The organism is Halosimplex yunnanense (assembly GCF_054504345.1).
In genome coordinates this window covers 259347-275219 of record NZ_JBTJEL010000032.1, presented here as the reverse complement: position 1 = coordinate 275219, position 15873 = coordinate 259347, and the positions used below count along the sequence as shown (strand labels likewise).

The window sequence follows — 15873 nt, the reverse complement described above, 5'->3', positions numbered from 1 at the left end:
CGTCAGCGACATCTAACTGTCGGTGCCGCTTCCGCCGCCGCCCATACTCTGGGCCTGGTTCATCAGTTCGTCCACTCGTTCGTTCTCCAGCGAGGTCAGCGCGCCGTCGGAAGTCAGCAGCGGGATGATCGTCTGGCTCGCGTCGAAGGTCGCGTTGCCCCAGCCGATGAGGTAGAACGCCGGTCCCGTCGAGATGTCCCCGTCGAGCAGGACGTCCGTCAGGTTCCCGAAGTCCCGCTGGTTGACCGACGCCGAGACGTTCTCCAGTTCGTCGATGTAGTTCACGACCGCCTGGGCGATCTCGAGGTCCTTCAGGTAGCGCCCGTTCGGCGTGTGGAGTTCGATCTCGGCGCCGGCGTAGCCGCTCTCCTCGACGAGACGCTGGGCCTCCTCGGGGTCGTAGGGGTACGGGTCGAGGTCGGGGTTGTAGCCTGTGAACCCGTCGAGCGTCGGCTGTGCGGTCTGGTCGGCGAACCCGGAGAGGACGTTGTCGATGATGCTCTCCAGGTCGACCGCGTAGTTCATCGCCTTGCGGAACTGAACCGAGTCGAACGGCTCCTTGTTGTAGATCATCGCGTTGTAGATGATCCGCGTGCTCGGTACCGCGCTGATGTCCGCGTTGTCGGCGTCGCGCACCTGACTGATGTTCTGTGGCGGGACGTTCACGATGACGTCCGTCTCGTCGCTGAGCAACTGGTTGACGCGCGTGCTCGCCTCGCTCGCGGCCGTGATGACCAGTTCCTCGGCCGGCGGTTGATCGCCCCAGTAGTCGCCGTAGCGCTCGTAGACGACCTCGACGTCCTGCTCGTAGTTCGAGAGCTGGAACGGGCCGGTCCCGTTCATCTCGGAGTTGATCGTCGCCGCGTCGTTGTCCTCGATCCACGACTTGTTCACGATGTCGCCGTAGGTCGCAAACAGCGCGAAGACGATGGGGTTGAGCCCCTCGGAGTCGACGAGGACCGCGCTGTCGCCGTCGGCCGGCTCCGCGCCGGTGACGCCGGCGAGCTGGTCGGACTGGGGGCTGTCCAGCCCGCCGACTTCCGGCTTGACGATCCGGTTGATCGAGAAGGCGACGTCTTCCTTGGTCAGCGAATCACCGCTGTGGAACGAGACGCCCGAGCGAAGCTCGAAGCGGACCCGGCCGTCCTCGACTCGCTCGTAGCCGGTCGCGAGCTTGTTGACGACCTTCCCCTCGCGGTCGCGGCCGAGCAGTCCCTCGTAGACCTGCAGGACGATGTTGTCCGTCGGCGTCTCGCGGTGGTCGTGGGGGTCCAGTCCCGAGTCCATGTTAGACTGGGTGATCTGGACGGACGTCTTCTCGCCCGTCGGCTCGATGGCCGAGCCGTCGATGCGCTCGTCGCGGCGGGCCTCCCAGTTCACGTCCGCGGACTTCCCGTAGACTGAGTACTGGCGGTTCAGGTAGATCCACGGCGCCTCGTCGTGGAGCACGCGGTTGGCCCGCTGGAGGTAGCCCTCGCGGGTCTCCGGTTCCGGACGCGGCGTCGCGGTGTCCGTCGCGGCTCCGTCGCCGCCGTCACCGCCGTCGCCGCCGTCCTCGGCACCGTCACCGCCGTCCTCGGCGCCGTCGTCGCCGTCCGTCGGCGTCCCGCCGTCATCCGAACAGCCCGCGATCGCGGCAGCGCCCGCCGCGGTCCCGGTCAGCTTCAGAAAACTGCGTCTATCGATATCCCGTGACATAGTACGCGGATCGAAGTGTGTGTACAAATAAGCTGGGACCGAGTTCGCGAGGGCGGGCGGATATCAGGGGTTACAGTAGTCGCGTGCCCGCCTGACGGCGTCCTTGCGGCCGATGAACGTGAGGTGGTCGCCGCGTTCGATCCGGTCGTCGGGTTCCGGCAGCCGGTTCTCCGTGTCCCGCGTGATCAGGGCCAGGTGGCAGTTGTCCGGGAGTTGCGCCTGCAGTTCGGAGACCGTCTCGCCGGCGACGTCGTCGGTCGTGACTTCGACCTCCTGAACGTCGCCCTCACGGTCGAGTTCCGTCATCCAGCGGGCGATCCCGGGGCGTTCGATGACGTTGTCCATCGACCACGCGATCGACATGCCGCTGGAGATGGCCTCGATGTCGAGGTTCTCGAAGGCGGCGACGTTGTCGGGGCTGTTGACCCTGGCGACCACCGTCTCGACGCCGAACGTGTTCTTCGCGAGCTGGCCGATCAGCATGTTCACGTCGTCGTCGGCCGTCGCAGCGGCGATGACCTTGGCGTTCCCCGCGCCCGCGTTCTCGAGCACGTCGCGCTGGGTCCCGTCGCCCTGGTGGACCGAGAAGCCGTCGCGGCGGAGCCGCTCGACGGCCCGCTCGTCGGACTCGACTATCACGACCTCCTCGCCGCGGTCTTCGAGCCGTTCGGCGAGGGCTCGCCCCACGCGGCCGCCGCCGACGACCATCGCTCGCATCGGAATCACGTTCAACCCTTGCGCGATGTGACGGGCCAGACCGCCTTCAATCACCACGGTCGCGAAGATGACGAGGAAGACAGCGCCGACGAGCGTTGTCGCCGCCTCCGGATTCTGCGGACGGAGTTCGAGCGCGAACAGCGTCGCGACGCTGGCCGGGATGATCCCGCGCGGGCCGATCGCGGCGATGTAGAGCCGCTCCTCGAAGGTAAAGCGGCCGCCGACGGTACAGAGCAGAACGAGCGCCGGCCGGACGACAGCAGCGATGGCGACGACGGCGACGACCCCGCCGGGACCGAGCGCGAGGAAGTCCTCCAGCGTCAGCAGCGACGCGAGGACGATGAAGACGAACGTCAGGACGATGAGCGTGATGTCGCCTTTGAACTGCTCGATCTGGTCACGGTACGGCAGCGACACGTTCCCGAGGACGAACCCGGCGGCCGCGACCGCGGCGATCCCCGATTCCGAACCGAGTTCGCCAGCGATGCCCGTCTCGGCCGCGGCGATCTCCGCAAACCCGTACGCCCCCAGCGCCGCGATGAGGACGATGAGTCGAGCGTTCTGCGGCGCGTTCTCCACGGAGAGTTCGACGTGGTTGAGCAGGTACCAGACGATCGCCGCGACGAGACAGCCGACGACGACGCCCAGCACGAGCCGTATCGCGAACTTCTGGACGAGCGTCGGCAGCCCGCTCGACCCCAGGAGGACGTACTCGAACATCACGAGCGCGAGGATCGCGGCCGTCACGTCGTTGACGACGCCCTCCGTCTCCAGCGTCGTGGCGACCCGCTCCCGGACGGGGACGACGTTCATGATCGGCGTGATGACCGTCGGTCCCGTCGCGACGAGCAGCGCGCCGACGAGCAGCGCGACGTTCCACGACGTGCCGAGTACGAACCTGACGGCGGTCGCCGTGCCGACCAGCGAGACGAACGCCCCGACGGTGACCAGCCGGAGCGTCTCCCGCGGCGCCTCGCGCAACCGGTCCACGTGGAGGTGAAAGGCTCCCTCGAAGACGATGATCGCGACGCTCAGCCCGACGATGGCCGGCAGTGCGTCCCCGAATATCCCGGGATCGATGAGACCGAACCCTTCCGGACCGACGAGCACTCCCGCGACGATCAGGAAGAGGACGCTCGGGATCTGCAGCCGGTCGGCGAGCACTTGGGCGGCGACGCCGATACCCATGATCGTGACGACGATCTGAACGATGTCGATCGCGGTGCTCATCGGGCACCCCTCCCGAGGTGGTAACTGTCGGCCGCCTGTCCGTCCGTCAGATGCACGTGCGTCGCTCTCCGTTCGGAATCGCCAAAACGGTTTGCGATGCGGTGACGTCGATGCCGTCTGTCAGGGCCGTTCGGCCACGAAGACACACTCTTTGGGCCCGCGACGGTCGACCGCGAACTCGCCGAGAACCGCCACGCGGCCGCCGAACTCACCGAGCAACTCCACGAGAATTCGCCCGACGACGTCGGTCCGCAGTCGCTGACGACGTGAAGCCGCCGCCGGGGCTGAGCGGCGAGAACGCGTCCCCGACACGTTCGAAGCGCGCCTGCGGCCGGCGTCCGCTCAGTGTGACGGTCAGGTCGTGCCGAACCGACCGCTGGGTCGGAGAACCCTACCTGTGGAGGGTTCGGGTCGTTTATGTGAATCGGACGAGGGGTTGGAACCGACGAGCATGCCCTCCCTCACTCGGCCGACCGAACACCCCGACGGCTTCGCGCCGGTGTTGCTAGCAAATCTGGTCCCTCTGGTCGGCGTCGTCGCCGTCGGCTGGGACGCCGCGACGCTGTCCGTCGTCTACGCCGCGGAAGTCGCCCTGTCGTTACCGCTGGCGGCCGTCGAGACGCTGTTCGCACAGCGTCACCCGCCCGACGAGCGCAACGGGTTCGTCAGCGTCGGCGAGTCGGATCTGATCGACAAGCGCGGAAGCGTCCGGGTCGTATCCCGGCTGCCGCCGATTTACCCCCGAAACGTTCCGTTCACGGTCGGCGTCGTGATGGCCGTGTGGTTTCTCCCGGTCTTTCTCGGACTCACCCTCTCGGAGGTCCTGCCGCTGACTGCAACGCTCGCCCGCCCGGAGGTCCTCGCTAGCGTTGCGGGACTCGTTCTCGCGGCGGTCATCGAGACGGCGACGGAGTTCTTCGGCCACCGCGAGTACGAGGAAGTCTCGCCGTACGCGGTCATCGAGACGCCGGTGCGGCGCGGTTTCTTCCTGGGCTTCCTCCTGTTCGTCGCTCCAGCGCTCGAGGCTGCCGTCGGCGGGGTCGGCGTGCTGGGGCTGCTGGTACTCGGGAAACTCTACGTCGAGTACTCGGGCTACCGCGCGGAACACAGCGATAGTGGCCGCCTCTCGGATTGGCTGGCCGGCCCGGACGATGCGGTCGAACTCGACCCCGTTGCGGTCCCCGATGGCGACCCGACCTCCGCGTTCCGAACCGATCGGCGGACCGTCCTCCTCGACGGGACCTTCGGGGCGCTCGCTGAACTCGGGCCGCTCTGCGTGAGCTTTGGCGGGACCGGCTGGTTCTTCCTCTCCCTCGTGGTCCCGTCCTCGATATCACTGGTCCTCACCGCCGGTCTGGCCCTATCGACGCTGTGCCTCGGGGCCATTGCCGTCCGTATCGGGGCCTACTACCTCAGGTACGCCCCCCTGGAGTACCGGCGATACGACGAGCACGTCGTCGCCTACGACACGTGGCTTGACGAACCGCAGTGGTCGTCCCCGCTCGCGGCGTTGCGAGACGTCTCGGTCGTCGACGACCGGCTCGCCGACCGGCTTCGCGACACCAGAACGTTCGAGGTCACGACTGGCTGGGGCGACGACGCGTGCGAGCGACAGATCGGCCCGCTCGTCGAAGCCGACGCGGCCGTCGAGTCGTTCGACTTCCCCGTCCGGACCGACCTCGAACCGTTCGACCGGCGCTACGCCGTCGCGGCCGCCACCACCGCTGCGATCGTCGCCCTCGGCTATGTCGCCATCGCGCTGGCGTCACGTGAATCGCTGGAGCCGCTGCTGTTTGGTGTGTTCCTGTTTCCCTTCCCCGCACTGGTCGTCATCGGCATCTGGCGGCGGGCCTACCCTGACAGCGGGGGATGGCCGACGCCCGAGTACGGCGTCGAGTGACGTCGCTGGTCGTCACTCGCCGACGAGATATCGCGTCCGCAAAAATGGTGTAACCGCTGATTGAGAGAGGATGGCCGGCGTTACTAACCGAACATCTGGCGCATCATGGGGTGCATCTCCATGAGTTGCTCTTCGGCGATCTCCTCGTAGATCTTGTAGGTGATGGAGACGGTCAGCAGCAGGCCCGTCCCGGAGACGTTCCCGATAGTACCCATCATGTTGGCGAGGACGGCCAGCAGGCCGACCAGGGCGCCGCCGATGATGGTCACCTGCGGGATGTAGCGTTCGAGCACTTTCTCGATGACGCTGGTGTTCCGGCGGAAGCCGGGGATCTCCATCCCCGAGTTGTGGATCTGCTCGGCGGTCGCCTCCGGGCCCATGTCCGTGGTCTCGACCCAGAAGATGGCGAAGACCGCGCCGCCGACGACCATGAAGGTGAGGTCAACGCCCACCCGGAGCATGATCTGCCAGGGGGCGTTCGACGTCTCACCGAGCCACCACATCCACTGGGCCGGGTTCCGGACCGGAGCCAGATAGTAGAACAGGCCGCCGACCGGGTTGGCGACGCCGCCCTGGCTCTGCTGGTAGACGCCGAGCCACGCGGGCATGCCACCCTGGCCGAGCTGGGCGCGCAGGATGCGACCCAGGAACTGGATGTTGGCCTGTAGCGCGCGGACGAGAATCATCGGCAGGACGCTCGCGTAGATGAGCTTCACGGGGAAGCGACCGCGGGCGCCCTTCACGCGCGTGTTCGAGAGCGGGATCTCGACCCGGACGCTCTCCGCGTAGACGACCGTGACGAAGATCAGCACGGTCGTGATCAGCGCGAGAATCTGTCCTTCCCCGAAGACGAGCGTCTGGAGCCCGCTCCCGAGGATGGGACCCACGTCGAGTTCGCCGGTCAGGATCTGTATCCAGGTCGGGATGATACCGATGTTCCCCTCGCTGCCGATGAAGCTCGTCGAGACGAGCCCACCGATCAACCGCTGGCTGACGCCGGCGATGATGAACAGACCGATCCCGGAGCCGACGCCCCACTTGGAGATGACCTCGTCCATGAAGAGGATGAGGACACCGCCGACGAAGATCTGGGCGAACATCAGGCACTGGACGCCGAACTCCCCGCCGGGGAACGACTGGGCGAGCGCGGGGCTGGCCGGCAGGAATCCGCCGGCGAACACCATCGGCAGGCCCGTCAGGCAGATCATCACGAGCACCAGGAACTTCTGGAGTCCCTGGTAGAGCACCTGATCCCGCGGGTTGTTCTGCGTGTCCAGGCCGAGCAGGTCGGCACCGCCGAGCAACTGCAACACGATGCTCGCCGTGACGATCGGGCCGATACCGAGTTGCAGGATCGTCCCCTGGCCACCGGCCAGGATCGAACGGAATCGTCCGAATGCTTCAGTTCCCTGGCCTTGCAGGCCGAACAGGAAGACGTTCGTCAGGAAAAAGTACAGCACCAGCACCCCGGCCGTCCAGCCCAGCTTCCGCTTGAACGGGACGTGCCCGTCCGGTCGCTGGACGGAGGGCATGCGGGTGAGTACCGGTTCGGCGGTGTCCTTCCAGCCCATGTTTATGAGTCGTCTTCTTCGTCAGGTGTATCCTTGTCGGTTCGCTCGGCGCGAGCCTCGCCGGCCTCGGTCAGCTCGACCGAGCCGCCGGCGTCCTCGACTTTCTCCTCGGCCGCGTCGGAGAACGCGTCCGCGACGAGGTGGAGTTCGTTGCGGACCTGTCCGCTACCGAGCACCTTCACGACGTCGACCTCGTGGCCGTCCTCGGCCACGTCACGCGCGTCGATGGCGTAGCCGTCGCCGTCTTCCTCGGCGACGCCCTCGGCCGCCAGCAGCGCAGCGTCCTCGTCGAGTTCGCGGACGTCGACCTCCGCGACCTCCTCTTGGACGTCGTCCGGTCGCTTGAACCCGTGTTTGTCCCACGGGCCGTGATTGTGCATCTCGTGTTTGCGGCTCCCGGCGTTGCCGCGCCCGCCCCGATGGCCGGCGCCGCGACGGTTCTTGTGGGAGCCGCCGCCGTGCGTGCGCGAACCGCGCTGTCGTTTCTTCTTTGACGTCATCGCATCGCCTCCAGGAGGTCGTCGATGGACTCGGAGTCGTGCTTGCCGAGTTCCCCGCCCTCCTTGGTCGGGTGTTTGATCCCGTCGTGACCGCCACGCGGGGGGTGCAGGCGCAGCGTCGGGGCTAGCCCCTGCTCTTTGAGCGTCGTCTCCTCGTCGACCAGCGCCTCAGCCAGCTCCTCGACGCTCATGTAGTCGGTGTTGGCGACGACCCACGAGTCGTCGATGTCGGCCTCGCCCTCGAGCGGCTCGCCGCGCCGCTCGATGAGCAGGGCCACGGTCTCGACGCTGGGCTCGCCGTATGCCACGTAGTCGTTGACCTTCGTGACCATCCCGCGGTAGGTCTCCGTCTCCGGGACGAAGGTGGCGTGGTTCACGTTGTGGACGTTCAGCATCTCCAGCGTGTCCTGTACGTCCTGGTTCATGTTGACCTCGCCGCGAAGCTGTACGAGCGCTTGCATCACTCGATCACCTCTCGCTTCTCCCAGGTCTCCTGGGGGACGCGTGCCTCGGCGGTGTTCTGGAGCGCGTTGAACGTCGCCTTCGCGAAGTTCACCGTCGTCCGGGTGTTCCCGGACGAGCGCGTCCAGATGTCCTCGATACCGGCGAGTTCGAGCACGTGGCGGACGGTCTCTCCGCCGGCCAGCCCGAGCCCGCGCGGCGCGGGCTGGAGCTCGACCTCGACGCTGCCGGCCTTGCCGGTCGTGCGGAGCGCGACGGTGTGGGGGCGCCCACAGCCACACTCCCAGGACCCGCAGCCCCGCGAGACGTCGATGAGGTTCAGCTTGGCCACCTCGATGGCCTTCTGGATGGCGCCGCCGACCTGGTCGTCGCGGCCTTCCGCGTAGCCGACGAGGCCGTCGCGGTTGCCGACGACGACCACGCAACGGAACTTCACGCGGCGGCCGGAGTCGGTCATCCGCTGGACCATGTTGATGTCCAGCACCTCGTCTTCCAGCCCGGGGACGAGCTGGTCGACGATCTCGGGTTCTTTCAGGGGCAGGCCGGAGTTGAGGGCGTCCTGCATCGAGTCGATCTCGCCCTCGGCGACGGCCTTGCCCAGGCGTGTGCGCGGCTCCCAGCCGCTACTCATAGCTCATCCGCCTCCAGTAGTTGTTCTCGCATGTCGTCGAAGTGTTCGGGTAGGTCTGTTGCGTCGAAGTCCCCGCTGTACAGCCCGTCGTCGAGCTGCTCGGCGTACTCGGCGATGTGCTCGCCGCGCGTGCGCGACCAGTCCGCGAGGACGCTGTCGTTGTGGGGGATCTCGAGTCCGGCATCGATTGCGCCTTCCTGTACTGCGAATACTTTGCTACCCGGCGTCGGCGTGTTGAGGCCGATGTCGAGCACGGCCTCCTCGAGGCCGGCCTCGACCGCACGGAGTCCCGCGAGGACGCCGGTCAGGTACGCCGCGGGCATGTTGCCCGTCGGCGCTTCCCAGCCGTAGTCCGCGAGGTCGCTCGAGTGTGCGCTCGCGACCGTCTCGTCGCCGCTCGGCCCAGTCGTGATCAGCTGCGCCGTGACGTGCTTGTTGCTCTTGCGAGCGACCAAGCGCGGTTTACCGGATTTCAGCAGGCGCAACCTCTGATGGTAATCGGTTCGGGCCTCGCGGCGTCGCCGCATCGGCACCGTGTAGCGTGGTCCTGTCGCCATTAGTTGTCCTCCAAGGTTCGTTCGATGTCCGCGACGCTGTCGAACTCCCCACCGCTCGCGCGGTCGTAGAGTTCGCGGTAGCGCGACTTCGAGATCTCGCCCGAGTCACGCAGCTCGCGGAGTTTTTCGCGCTGTGCGCGGATTTTGCTCTGCCACTTCTCCTTCTCGTTCTCGCGACCGCCCGCGGTCCCCTTCCGGGAGCCCTGTCCCTTCTGGTGGCCGTAGGCGCGCTTCTCCTGGCGCTCGCGGGCGCGACCGCGCGAGTTGCCCTTCGGGGCTTCCGCGCGGATGGCGCCCTCGTCGACGAGTTCGCGGATGTCGTCGCGAGTGATCGCGTCCGCGAGTTCGCCCTGTCGCTCGGGGTCGAGCCAGATCTTGTTCTCGCCGACGTCGAGGACGTCGGCCGCCATGCGTTTCTGTGCGCTCAGGTCAGTCATCTACTTCGACCTCCTCGTAGGTGGGGTTGAGCACGCGGATCTCTCGGTCCTCGGCCTCGTCCTCGATGCGCTCGCGCTTGCGACCGCCGACTTTCGAGGCGATGCGGACGGCCTGCGTGTCGCCGTCCACGTCTTCGAGGTCGTCGAGGTTGTGCACGCGCACTTCCTCGAAGCCCGAGGGGTGCAGGCCGCGAACTTCCGTCGGCGTGCGGAAACCCGCCTGGACGGTGTCGCCCTTGCCCTTGATGCCGATCCGCTGCTTCGAGAGCGTCCCGCGGGGCTTGCGCCACGACGTCGAGACGCGCTTTTTCTTGTGGTGGTCCTGGCGGTTGAACTGCGGCATACTCGTCGTGCGTCGCTCGTTGAGCAGCCGCTCGGTGTTCTCGTCCAGGTCCGGCTCGAAGTCGACGTCGATGCGCGGCCGCATCTCCGTCTCGACGTCTTCGTCCGGCTCCTCGGCTTCCGCCTCGGCCGGCTCGTCCTCTTCGACTTCGGCCTCGGTCTCCTCGGCGACTTCGAGGCCGCCGACGTCGGCCTTGATCCGGGCCGCCAGCGCGTTGCCCACCACGTCGGCGAGCTCTTCCTGGCTGGCACCGCGGACGTCGTCGACCGTATCGTAGCCGGCCTCCTCGAGGTCCTCCGCGCGGGAGGGCCCGACGCCGCTGATGTCCTCGAGCGTCTCGAATTCGTCGTCCTGAGCCTCCTCGGTAGAGTCGGCCTCGGCGTCTTGGTTGTCGTCTGCCATCAGGCGTCACCTCGGGTCGGCTTCTGTGTGATGTAGACCCCGTCCTGGAAGACGCGAACGTCCTTGTCCGTGACGCGGGTCAGCTGCTCGATGTCCGCTGCGGTCTGGCCGACGGCTTCGACGTCGGGACCGGACAGCGTGATCGTCTCCTCGGAGATGTCCACGTCCGTGTCGCCGTGGATCTCCGTGCGGCGCGGGGCGCGCTCCCCGAGGAAGTTCTCGATGACGACCTCGCCGCCCTGAACTTCCACCTGCATCGGGAAGTGGGAGTAGAAGACTTCCATCTCGTACTCCCAGCCCTCGCTCACGCCGTGGAACATGTTCCGGATGTGGCTCTCGAAGGTCCCCAGCGTGGACGTCGTCTTGGCGTCGTCCTCGTCGCTCTCGATGACGACGCTGCCGTCGTCGACCGAGACCGAAACGTCGGGGTACCAGAGCCGCCGGGTCACGCTCCCGTTGGGCCCCTCGACCGTCAGCTCGAGGTGGTCCATCTCGGCGCTTACCTCGTCTGGAATTTCTAGTTCTGTGCGTGGCATTGTCAGTATACGTATGCGATGACCTGGCCACCGATGCCCGCTTCGCGGGCCTCGTAGTGGCTCATGATCCCGTGGCTGGTCGTGACGACGAGCGTCCCGTAGTCACGGGCGGGGAGGAATCGCTTCTCCCACTTCTCGAACTCGTCGGCGCCCGCCGAATAGCGGGGCAGGACCGGGCCACATTCGTTGATCGATCCTTTCAGTTCGACCTCGAACTTGCCGGCTTTGCCGTCGTCGACGAAGGTGAACCCGTCGATGTACCCGCGGTCGTAGAAGACCTCGAGTACGCTGCCGATCTCGTTCGAGGCGGGTGATACCTCGTGGTCGAGATGCCCGACGCTCTCGGCGTTGTCGATGCCCGAGAGCGCGTTGGCGAGTGGGTCGTTTCCTGTCATGAATATTTCCTGAATCCCATGCTCCGAGAGACCTCCCGGAAGCACTGGCGACACAGCCAGATGTCGTACTTGCCGACCAGTCCCTGCTCGCGGCCGCACCGCTGGCAGGACTCGAGCTGGCCGGTCCGCTTTGCAACCTGCTCGCCGGTCTTCTCTTCGTCGGGCTCTGTTTCGCTCTCGCTCATTCGCTGACCTCCACGTCGAACGCCCCCTCGACGAACGCGACCGCGTCGTCGACGTCGAGTCGGTGACTCGACGGGATCTGTCGGGACGCCTTGTCTCGCTTGGACACGCGGTAGCCCGGCCGGACCAGGTTGACCGTCACGTCCAGGCCGTAGATACCGGTGTTCGGGTCGTACTCCTGGCTCGGGAAGTCGGTGTGTTCCTCGACGCCGAAGCTGAAGTTGCCGGTGTCGTCGAACTGCGACCGGCTCAGGTCGGCCAGATCGAGCGCCGTCTCGAGGAACGCGTGGGCGTCCTCGTCGCGCAGGGTGACCTTCGCACCGATGGGGTCGCCCTGGCGGAGACCGAACTCGCCGACCGTCGCCTGGGCCAGCGTGCGGACCGGCTGCTGGCCCGCGACGTCTTCCAGGATCTCCTCGGCGTCCGCGAGTTCGCGACCGCCCTCGCCGACGCCCATGTGGACGACGACCTTCTCGACGCGCGGCTCGCGCATCTCGTGGAAGTCACCGCCGGATTCGCTCTCGGAGCTCATTCGGCGTCACCTCCTTCCTCGACGTCGGCCGCGGCCTCCGCGGTCGCGTCTTCGGGCGCCGCGTCGTCGTCGCCCGTGAAGTTCTCGTCGATGACGACGACGTAGTTCTCGATCGTCTCGAAGCCCTCGCCGTCGTCCTGCTCGACGATGACGTTGTTGTCGGCGCTGCCGGGCGTGACCTGAATGGACTCGATCGTCCCGATCTCGCCGGCGTGGGCGCCGTCGACGGCCGTGACCAGCGCGCCCTCTTCGTACTCGAAGTGGGCGACGATCTCGCCGTCGTCGTTGGAGACGACTACGGAGTCGCCGCCGTCGTAGGGGGCGCCCTCGTCGACGACCAGCGTCTGGCCGTCGTGCAGCGTCAACTGCACGTCGCCGCCGGGGACGTGCTGTTTGTTCACGATCTTGCCGAGCGCGGAGTCCGCGGCCTCGGCGTCGATGGGCGTCAGCGCGAGCCGACCGCCCTGACCGGGGAACACGCGGTAGTACTCCTCTCGCTCGACGAACGCCAGGATGTCGAACATCCCGACCGGACGCTCCTCGTCGGAGACCGCCTTGCCGTTGATCAGGACGCTGTCCTGGTTGAGGGCGTAGCGGGCCTCCTTGCGGGTGTCCGCGTACCCGAGCACGTCCCGCAGGACGATGAGCAGGGGAACCCCCGCCTCACCGTGGGGACCGGCGTCGGCCTTGACGGTGAACGTCTCGGTCTTGCGTTCGATCGGCCAGCTGTTCGGCACCGAGAGTCGTTTCTGATGCTTCGTCATGCGCTGTCCTCCTCGGATTCCAGACGCTCCTGCCGCAGGTCGTCCTCGAGGTCGAGGTCGGTGACGCGCAGGTTCGAGGCGTCGACCGGGCGGGGAACTTCCTCGCCGTCGGCCGCCTCGACCGTCACGTCCTCGACGCGGACCGTCGTCTCCGACAGGTCGACGTCGATGACCTCGCCGGTCTCGCCGGCGAAGTCGCCGCGCAGCACCTCGACGGTGTCGCCCTCGTTGACGCGCACGTTGCGCTGGCCGTACTCCTCGCGCAGGTCGGGCGCGAGCGTGGCACGGACCTTCGCGTGGCGCTCGTGCAGCGCCGCGGAAGCGTCGTCGTTTCGCTGTTTGCGTGGTTGCTTGCTCATACTATCATCGTCGCTGTGGACGCAACTGATCCGAATCGCTCCGCGACTTCGCGGGCGATCGGGCCTTTCAGTTCAGTCCCGCGGGGGTCCTCGTTGTCGTCGACGACGACCGCCGCGTTGTCCTCGAACTTCACGCGGGTCCCGTCCGGGCGGCGGATCGGCTTGCGCTGGCGGACGACGACCGCCTCCAGCACCTGCCGCCGCATCTCCGGGGTCCCCTTCGTGACCGAGACGGTGATCTTGTCACCGATACCCGCCTTCGGATGGCGGTTTTTCGCTCCCGAGTAGCCGGCGATGGAGATGACTTTGAGCTCGCGTGCGCCCGTGTTGTCCGCACACGTGATCAGCGAGCCCTTCTCAAGCCCCTGCGTGACGTCTGCTTTCATCGCCTCCATCAGTCGTCACCTCCCTCGCGGGAAACCACGACGTGGCTTTTCGTCTTCGAGAGCGGTCGACACTCCGCGATCGTGACCGTGTCGCCCTCGGCGAGACCGAGACACTCGGGTGCGTGGGCCGGAATGCGGCTCCGCCGTTTCATGAGGCGGTCGTATTTCGGCACCGGCACGTCGTACTCTCGCTCGACGACGACGGTCTTGTCCATGTCAGTCGACGCGACTGTGCCCTCGATCGTCTGCCCGCGGACACTCAGCGTGCCGTGGAACGGGCAGTTATCGTCGTCACAGGCCGCGTCGGGTTCTTGTACGTTCAATCCTAGCGCCATTTGCTATCACCAGATTTCTCCGTTCGTCGTGCAGGCCGTGCGACCAGCCTGCGGCCTTCGACCGTCACGACCTCTCCCGACGAGAGGTCGAACTCGAAGGTCGTCCCCTCCTTGGGGACTGTCGCCACCCGATCCGCTCGCGCCGGCGAGGCCGCTGCCTCGCGCTCGATACCGAGGGTCTTGGTCGTCTCCGCGACGACCGTCCCCTCGATGCCGAGCAGGTCGGGGTTGGCGCCCGCACGGACGCGAGCCTCCAGCCCGACCAGTTCGTGTCGCGCCAGCGTCTCGGGTGTCAGCGGCATTATTCGGACTCCTCGAGGTCGCCTTCTTCCCGCTGGATCGTCTTGATCCGCGCGATGGCCTTGCGGAGCTCCTTGATGCGACCCGGGTTCTCCGGGGCGCCACCGGCCGCCTGAACGGCGCGGTCGTTGAGCAGCTCCGTCTCCAGCTCTTCGAGTTCCGCCTCTCGCTCGGCGGGCGTCATGTCACGGATCTCTTCGGTGTAGAGGACGGTCATTCGTCGTCACCCTCCTCGTCGGCGTCGGATTCGTCGTCGGCCGCGTCGGCCTCGGACTCCTCGTCGGCGTCTTCCATCTCGTCCATGAGTTCCTCGGCTTCCGCCTCGGTGTCCTCGTCGAGCTCCTCGTCGACGGCCTCCTCGAGGTCGTCGAGCTCTTCCTCGACATCCCCGTCGTCGGGCACGTCGACGTCTTCGACCTCGTCGACCTCCTCGGCGACTTCCTCGACGACCTCTTCGTCGACGCCGTCGTCGGTCTCCGCTTCGGTGACCGGTTCGGCGTCGTCCTCGTCGGGTTCGCCCTCGAGGAGCTCCTCGACGGACTCGTCTTCGACGTCGGCGACGTAGTCCTCGACTTCCATGTCCTCGTAGACCTCGAAGTCGTCGGGGAGTTCGGCCTCGGGCGGGATGATCTTCACCTGCACGCCGATGGTGCCGAGCTTCATGACCGCGGTGCCGACCCCGTGGTCGACGATGTCCTCGGCCGGCTCACCGTTGTGCTTGATGTACCCGCGGTTGAACTTCTCTACGCGCGAGCGCGCACCGGTGACCTTCCCCGAGAGGACGATCTCGGCGCCCTTCGCGCCGGCTTCCATGATCCGGTCGATCGTGGTGTGACCGGCCTTGCGGAAGTACCAGCCGCGCTCCAGGGCGTTGGCCAGGCGGTCGGCGACGATCCGGGCGTTCAGATCCGGCTCGTCGACTTCCTGAACGTCGACCTGCGGGTCCTCGAGGTCGAACCGCTCCTCGAGTTCCGTCGTGATCTTGCGGATGTTCTTCCCGCCCTTGCCGATGACCATACCGGGCTTCTCGGCCTTCAGGACGATCTGGGTGCCCATCGGGGTCTTGGCGACTTCCATGCCGCCGTAGCCCGCGCGGCCCAGTTCCTCGCCGAAGAACTCGTCGATCTGGGTCCGCTGAAGGCCGTCCTCGATGAACTGCTGTTCGTCGGCCATTATTCCTCGACCTCCTCGAGGATGAGTTCGACGTCGACCTGCATGGTGTTCCAGGGGCTCGCACGACCCATCGCGCGGGGCTTGCGACCCTGCTGTTCGCCGACCTTGTGGGCGGCGCAGTGCATGATCTCCATCGCTTCACCCTCGAAGCCCTGCTCGTCTGCGTTACCGATCGCGTTCTCGAGCAGGTCGAGGAAGGCCTTGCTGGCCTTCTCCGGGTAGCGGCCGGCGTCCCAGCCGTCGATGTCGTTTCGATGACCGACGCCCGAGTTGTGCTGGCGGAACGGCACCGACTGCTCCTCGTCGATGACCGCCTGCAGGTACTCGACGGCGTCGCCGGCCGTCTTCCCCTTGATCTCGCGGGCGATGGCCTTGCTGTGCTTGTGGCTCATCTGACGCTCCCGAAGCATCGCTTTCGCCGTGGTCTCCGGGTCGGCGTCGACTGAGTAGCTGATTCCCATA

At 66.7% G+C, this 15873-nt stretch carries 22 protein-coding genes; 1 reads left to right on the top strand and 21 read right to left on the bottom strand.

Going from position 1 to position 15873, the window contains the following annotated elements:
- Window positions 1–12: 12 nt before the first annotated feature.
- Both AB2U09_RS08365 and AB2U09_RS08360 read right to left on the bottom strand, forming a co-directional pair.
- The gene (locus AB2U09_RS08365) at window positions 13–1698 is read right to left on the bottom strand and encodes an ABC transporter substrate-binding protein (protein WP_459192253.1); all 1686 of its coding nucleotides are present in this window, start codon (window positions 1696–1698) and stop codon (window positions 13–15) included.
- Between the two features lie 63 nt (window positions 1699–1761).
- Window positions 1762–3645, bottom strand: a complete 1884-nt coding sequence (locus AB2U09_RS08360; protein ID WP_459192252.1) for a cation:proton antiporter domain-containing protein — start codon at window positions 3643–3645, stop codon at window positions 1762–1764.
- A gap of 451 nt (window positions 3646–4096) precedes the next feature.
- Between AB2U09_RS08360 and AB2U09_RS08355 the strand changes: the two genes are divergently transcribed.
- Complete coding sequence (locus AB2U09_RS08355; RefSeq protein ID WP_459192251.1) at window positions 4097–5545, top strand: DUF6498-containing protein; 1449 nt, start codon at window positions 4097–4099, stop codon at window positions 5543–5545.
- Window positions 5546–5628: 83 nt separating this feature from the next.
- On the opposite strand, the gene secY is transcribed toward AB2U09_RS08355, so the two are convergent.
- The 19 genes from secY to AB2U09_RS08260 are packed head-to-tail and all read right to left on the bottom strand — an operon-like array spanning window position 5629 to window position 15872.
- Window positions 5629–7116, bottom strand: a complete 1488-nt coding sequence (gene secY, locus AB2U09_RS08350) for a preprotein translocase subunit SecY (protein ID WP_459192250.1) — start codon at window positions 7114–7116, stop codon at window positions 5629–5631.
- Window positions 7117–7118: 2 nt separating this feature from the next.
- Complete coding sequence (locus AB2U09_RS08345) at window positions 7119–7616, bottom strand: uL15m family ribosomal protein (protein WP_459192249.1); 498 nt, start codon at window positions 7614–7616, stop codon at window positions 7119–7121.
- Window positions 7613–8077 carry a 50S ribosomal protein L30 gene (gene rpmD / locus AB2U09_RS08340; protein WP_459192248.1) on the bottom strand — a complete coding sequence of 155 codons (465 nt, stop codon included), beginning with the start codon at window positions 8075–8077 and terminating at the stop codon, window positions 7613–7615. The genes AB2U09_RS08345 and rpmD overlap by 4 nt, the downstream gene beginning before the upstream one ends.
- A complete protein-coding gene (locus AB2U09_RS08335) occupies window positions 8077–8709 on the bottom strand; it encodes a 30S ribosomal protein S5 (RefSeq protein WP_459192247.1) in 633 nt (210 codons plus the stop codon). Before AB2U09_RS08335 ends, rpmD begins: the two co-directional genes overlap by 1 nt.
- Window positions 8706–9266, bottom strand: coding sequence for a 50S ribosomal protein L18 (locus AB2U09_RS08330; protein ID WP_459192246.1), 561 nt, complete (start codon window positions 9264–9266; stop codon window positions 8706–8708). The genes AB2U09_RS08335 and AB2U09_RS08330 overlap by 4 nt, the downstream gene beginning before the upstream one ends.
- Window positions 9266–9703, bottom strand: a complete 438-nt coding sequence (locus tag AB2U09_RS08325; protein ID WP_459192245.1) for a 50S ribosomal protein L19e — start codon at window positions 9701–9703, stop codon at window positions 9266–9268. The genes AB2U09_RS08330 and AB2U09_RS08325 overlap by 1 nt, the downstream gene beginning before the upstream one ends.
- The gene (locus AB2U09_RS08320) at window positions 9696–10448 is read right to left on the bottom strand and encodes a 50S ribosomal protein L32e (RefSeq protein WP_459192244.1); all 753 of its coding nucleotides are present in this window, start codon (window positions 10446–10448) and stop codon (window positions 9696–9698) included. Before AB2U09_RS08320 ends, AB2U09_RS08325 begins: the two co-directional genes overlap by 8 nt.
- Window positions 10448–10984: a 50S ribosomal protein L6 gene (locus AB2U09_RS08315; RefSeq protein WP_459192243.1), complete on the bottom strand. Its 537-nt coding sequence runs from the start codon at window positions 10982–10984 to the stop codon at window positions 10448–10450. The genes AB2U09_RS08320 and AB2U09_RS08315 overlap by 1 nt, the downstream gene beginning before the upstream one ends.
- 2 nt (window positions 10985–10986) lie before the next feature.
- Window positions 10987–11379: a 30S ribosomal protein S8 gene (locus tag AB2U09_RS08310; RefSeq protein ID WP_459192242.1), complete on the bottom strand. Its 393-nt coding sequence runs from the start codon at window positions 11377–11379 to the stop codon at window positions 10987–10989.
- On the bottom strand, window positions 11376–11564 hold the full coding sequence (locus AB2U09_RS08305) for a 30S ribosomal protein S14 (protein WP_459192241.1): 189 nt from the start codon (window positions 11562–11564) through the stop codon (window positions 11376–11378). The genes AB2U09_RS08310 and AB2U09_RS08305 overlap by 4 nt, the downstream gene beginning before the upstream one ends.
- Entirely contained in the window at window positions 11561–12094 is a 534-nt protein-coding gene (locus tag AB2U09_RS08300; protein WP_459192240.1) for a 50S ribosomal protein L5, read from the bottom strand. The genes AB2U09_RS08305 and AB2U09_RS08300 overlap by 4 nt, the downstream gene beginning before the upstream one ends.
- Window positions 12091–12858 (bottom strand): 30S ribosomal protein S4e, encoded by a 768-nt coding sequence (locus tag AB2U09_RS08295; RefSeq protein WP_459192239.1) that lies wholly within the window; start codon window positions 12856–12858, stop codon window positions 12091–12093. Before AB2U09_RS08295 ends, AB2U09_RS08300 begins: the two co-directional genes overlap by 4 nt.
- Window positions 12855–13217, bottom strand: coding sequence for a 50S ribosomal protein L24 (gene rplX / locus AB2U09_RS08290; protein WP_459192238.1), 363 nt, complete (start codon window positions 13215–13217; stop codon window positions 12855–12857). Before rplX ends, AB2U09_RS08295 begins: the two co-directional genes overlap by 4 nt.
- Window positions 13214–13612, bottom strand: coding sequence for a 50S ribosomal protein L14 (locus AB2U09_RS08285; protein WP_459192237.1), 399 nt, complete (start codon window positions 13610–13612; stop codon window positions 13214–13216). The genes rplX and AB2U09_RS08285 overlap by 4 nt, the downstream gene beginning before the upstream one ends.
- A complete protein-coding gene (locus AB2U09_RS08280) occupies window positions 13612–13938 on the bottom strand; it encodes a 30S ribosomal protein S17 (RefSeq protein ID WP_459192236.1) in 327 nt (108 codons plus the stop codon). Before AB2U09_RS08280 ends, AB2U09_RS08285 begins: the two co-directional genes overlap by 1 nt.
- Window positions 13929–14240: a ribonuclease P protein component 1 gene (locus AB2U09_RS08275; RefSeq protein ID WP_459192235.1), complete on the bottom strand. Its 312-nt coding sequence runs from the start codon at window positions 14238–14240 to the stop codon at window positions 13929–13931. Before AB2U09_RS08275 ends, AB2U09_RS08280 begins: the two co-directional genes overlap by 10 nt.
- On the bottom strand, window positions 14240–14455 hold the full coding sequence (gene rpmC / locus AB2U09_RS08270; RefSeq protein ID WP_459192234.1) for a 50S ribosomal protein L29: 216 nt from the start codon (window positions 14453–14455) through the stop codon (window positions 14240–14242). Before rpmC ends, AB2U09_RS08275 begins: the two co-directional genes overlap by 1 nt.
- Window positions 14452–15411 (bottom strand): 30S ribosomal protein S3, encoded by a 960-nt coding sequence (locus AB2U09_RS08265; RefSeq protein WP_459192233.1) that lies wholly within the window; start codon window positions 15409–15411, stop codon window positions 14452–14454. The genes rpmC and AB2U09_RS08265 overlap by 4 nt, the downstream gene beginning before the upstream one ends.
- Complete coding sequence (locus AB2U09_RS08260; RefSeq protein WP_459192232.1) at window positions 15411–15872, bottom strand: 50S ribosomal protein L22; 462 nt, start codon at window positions 15870–15872, stop codon at window positions 15411–15413. Before AB2U09_RS08260 ends, AB2U09_RS08265 begins: the two co-directional genes overlap by 1 nt.
- Window position 15873 lies beyond the last annotated feature (1 nt).

What these genes read in the sequence shown, in the direction of transcription:
- AB2U09_RS08300 (WP_459192240.1), bottom strand. Translation starts at nt 12,094, where the DNA reads ATGAGCTCCGAGAGCGAATCCGGCGGTGACTTCCACGAGATGCGCGAG.
- AB2U09_RS08305 (WP_459192241.1), bottom strand. Translation starts at nt 11,564, where the DNA reads ATGAGCGAGAGCGAAACAGAGCCCGACGAAGAGAAGACCGGCGAGCAG.
- AB2U09_RS08355 (WP_459192251.1), top strand. Translation starts at nt 4,097, where the DNA reads ATGCCCTCCCTCACTCGGCCGACCGAACACCCCGACGGCTTCGCGCCG.
- AB2U09_RS08295 (WP_459192239.1), bottom strand. Translation starts at nt 12,858, where the DNA reads ATGACGAAGCATCAGAAACGACTCTCGGTGCCGAACAGCTGGCCGATC.
- AB2U09_RS08275 (WP_459192235.1), bottom strand. Translation starts at nt 14,240, where the DNA reads ATGCCGCTGACACCCGAGACGCTGGCGCGACACGAACTGGTCGGGCTG.
- AB2U09_RS08325 (WP_459192245.1), bottom strand. Translation starts at nt 9,703, where the DNA reads ATGACTGACCTGAGCGCACAGAAACGCATGGCGGCCGACGTCCTCGAC.
- AB2U09_RS08330 (WP_459192246.1), bottom strand. Translation starts at nt 9,266, where the DNA reads ATGGCGACAGGACCACGCTACACGGTGCCGATGCGGCGACGCCGCGAG.
- rpmC (WP_459192234.1), bottom strand. Translation starts at nt 14,455, where the DNA reads ATGACCGTCCTCTACACCGAAGAGATCCGTGACATGACGCCCGCCGAG.
- AB2U09_RS08285 (WP_459192237.1), bottom strand. Translation starts at nt 13,612, where the DNA reads ATGGAGGCGATGAAAGCAGACGTCACGCAGGGGCTTGAGAAGGGCTCG.
- AB2U09_RS08360 (WP_459192252.1), bottom strand. Translation starts at nt 3,645, where the DNA reads ATGAGCACCGCGATCGACATCGTTCAGATCGTCGTCACGATCATGGGT.
- rplX (WP_459192238.1), bottom strand. Translation starts at nt 13,217, where the DNA reads ATGAGCAAGCAACCACGCAAACAGCGAAACGACGACGCTTCCGCGGCG.
- AB2U09_RS08335 (WP_459192247.1), bottom strand. Translation starts at nt 8,709, where the DNA reads ATGAGTAGCGGCTGGGAGCCGCGCACACGCCTGGGCAAGGCCGTCGCC.
- AB2U09_RS08310 (WP_459192242.1), bottom strand. Translation starts at nt 11,379, where the DNA reads ATGACAGGAAACGACCCACTCGCCAACGCGCTCTCGGGCATCGACAAC.
- AB2U09_RS08260 (WP_459192232.1), bottom strand. Translation starts at nt 15,872, where the DNA reads ATGGGAATCAGCTACTCAGTCGACGCCGACCCGGAGACCACGGCGAAA.
- AB2U09_RS08345 (WP_459192249.1), bottom strand. Translation starts at nt 7,616, where the DNA reads ATGACGTCAAAGAAGAAACGACAGCGCGGTTCGCGCACGCACGGCGGC.
- secY (WP_459192250.1), bottom strand. Translation starts at nt 7,116, where the DNA reads ATGGGCTGGAAGGACACCGCCGAACCGGTACTCACCCGCATGCCCTCC.
- AB2U09_RS08320 (WP_459192244.1), bottom strand. Translation starts at nt 10,448, where the DNA reads ATGGCAGACGACAACCAAGACGCCGAGGCCGACTCTACCGAGGAGGCT.
- AB2U09_RS08280 (WP_459192236.1), bottom strand. Translation starts at nt 13,938, where the DNA reads ATGGCGCTAGGATTGAACGTACAAGAACCCGACGCGGCCTGTGACGAC.
- rpmD (WP_459192248.1), bottom strand. Translation starts at nt 8,077, where the DNA reads ATGCAAGCGCTCGTACAGCTTCGCGGCGAGGTCAACATGAACCAGGAC.
- AB2U09_RS08265 (WP_459192233.1), bottom strand. Translation starts at nt 15,411, where the DNA reads ATGGCCGACGAACAGCAGTTCATCGAGGACGGCCTTCAGCGGACCCAG.
- AB2U09_RS08365 (WP_459192253.1), bottom strand. Translation starts at nt 1,698, where the DNA reads ATGTCACGGGATATCGATAGACGCAGTTTTCTGAAGCTGACCGGGACC.
- AB2U09_RS08315 (WP_459192243.1), bottom strand. Translation starts at nt 10,984, where the DNA reads ATGCCACGCACAGAACTAGAAATTCCAGACGAGGTAAGCGCCGAGATG.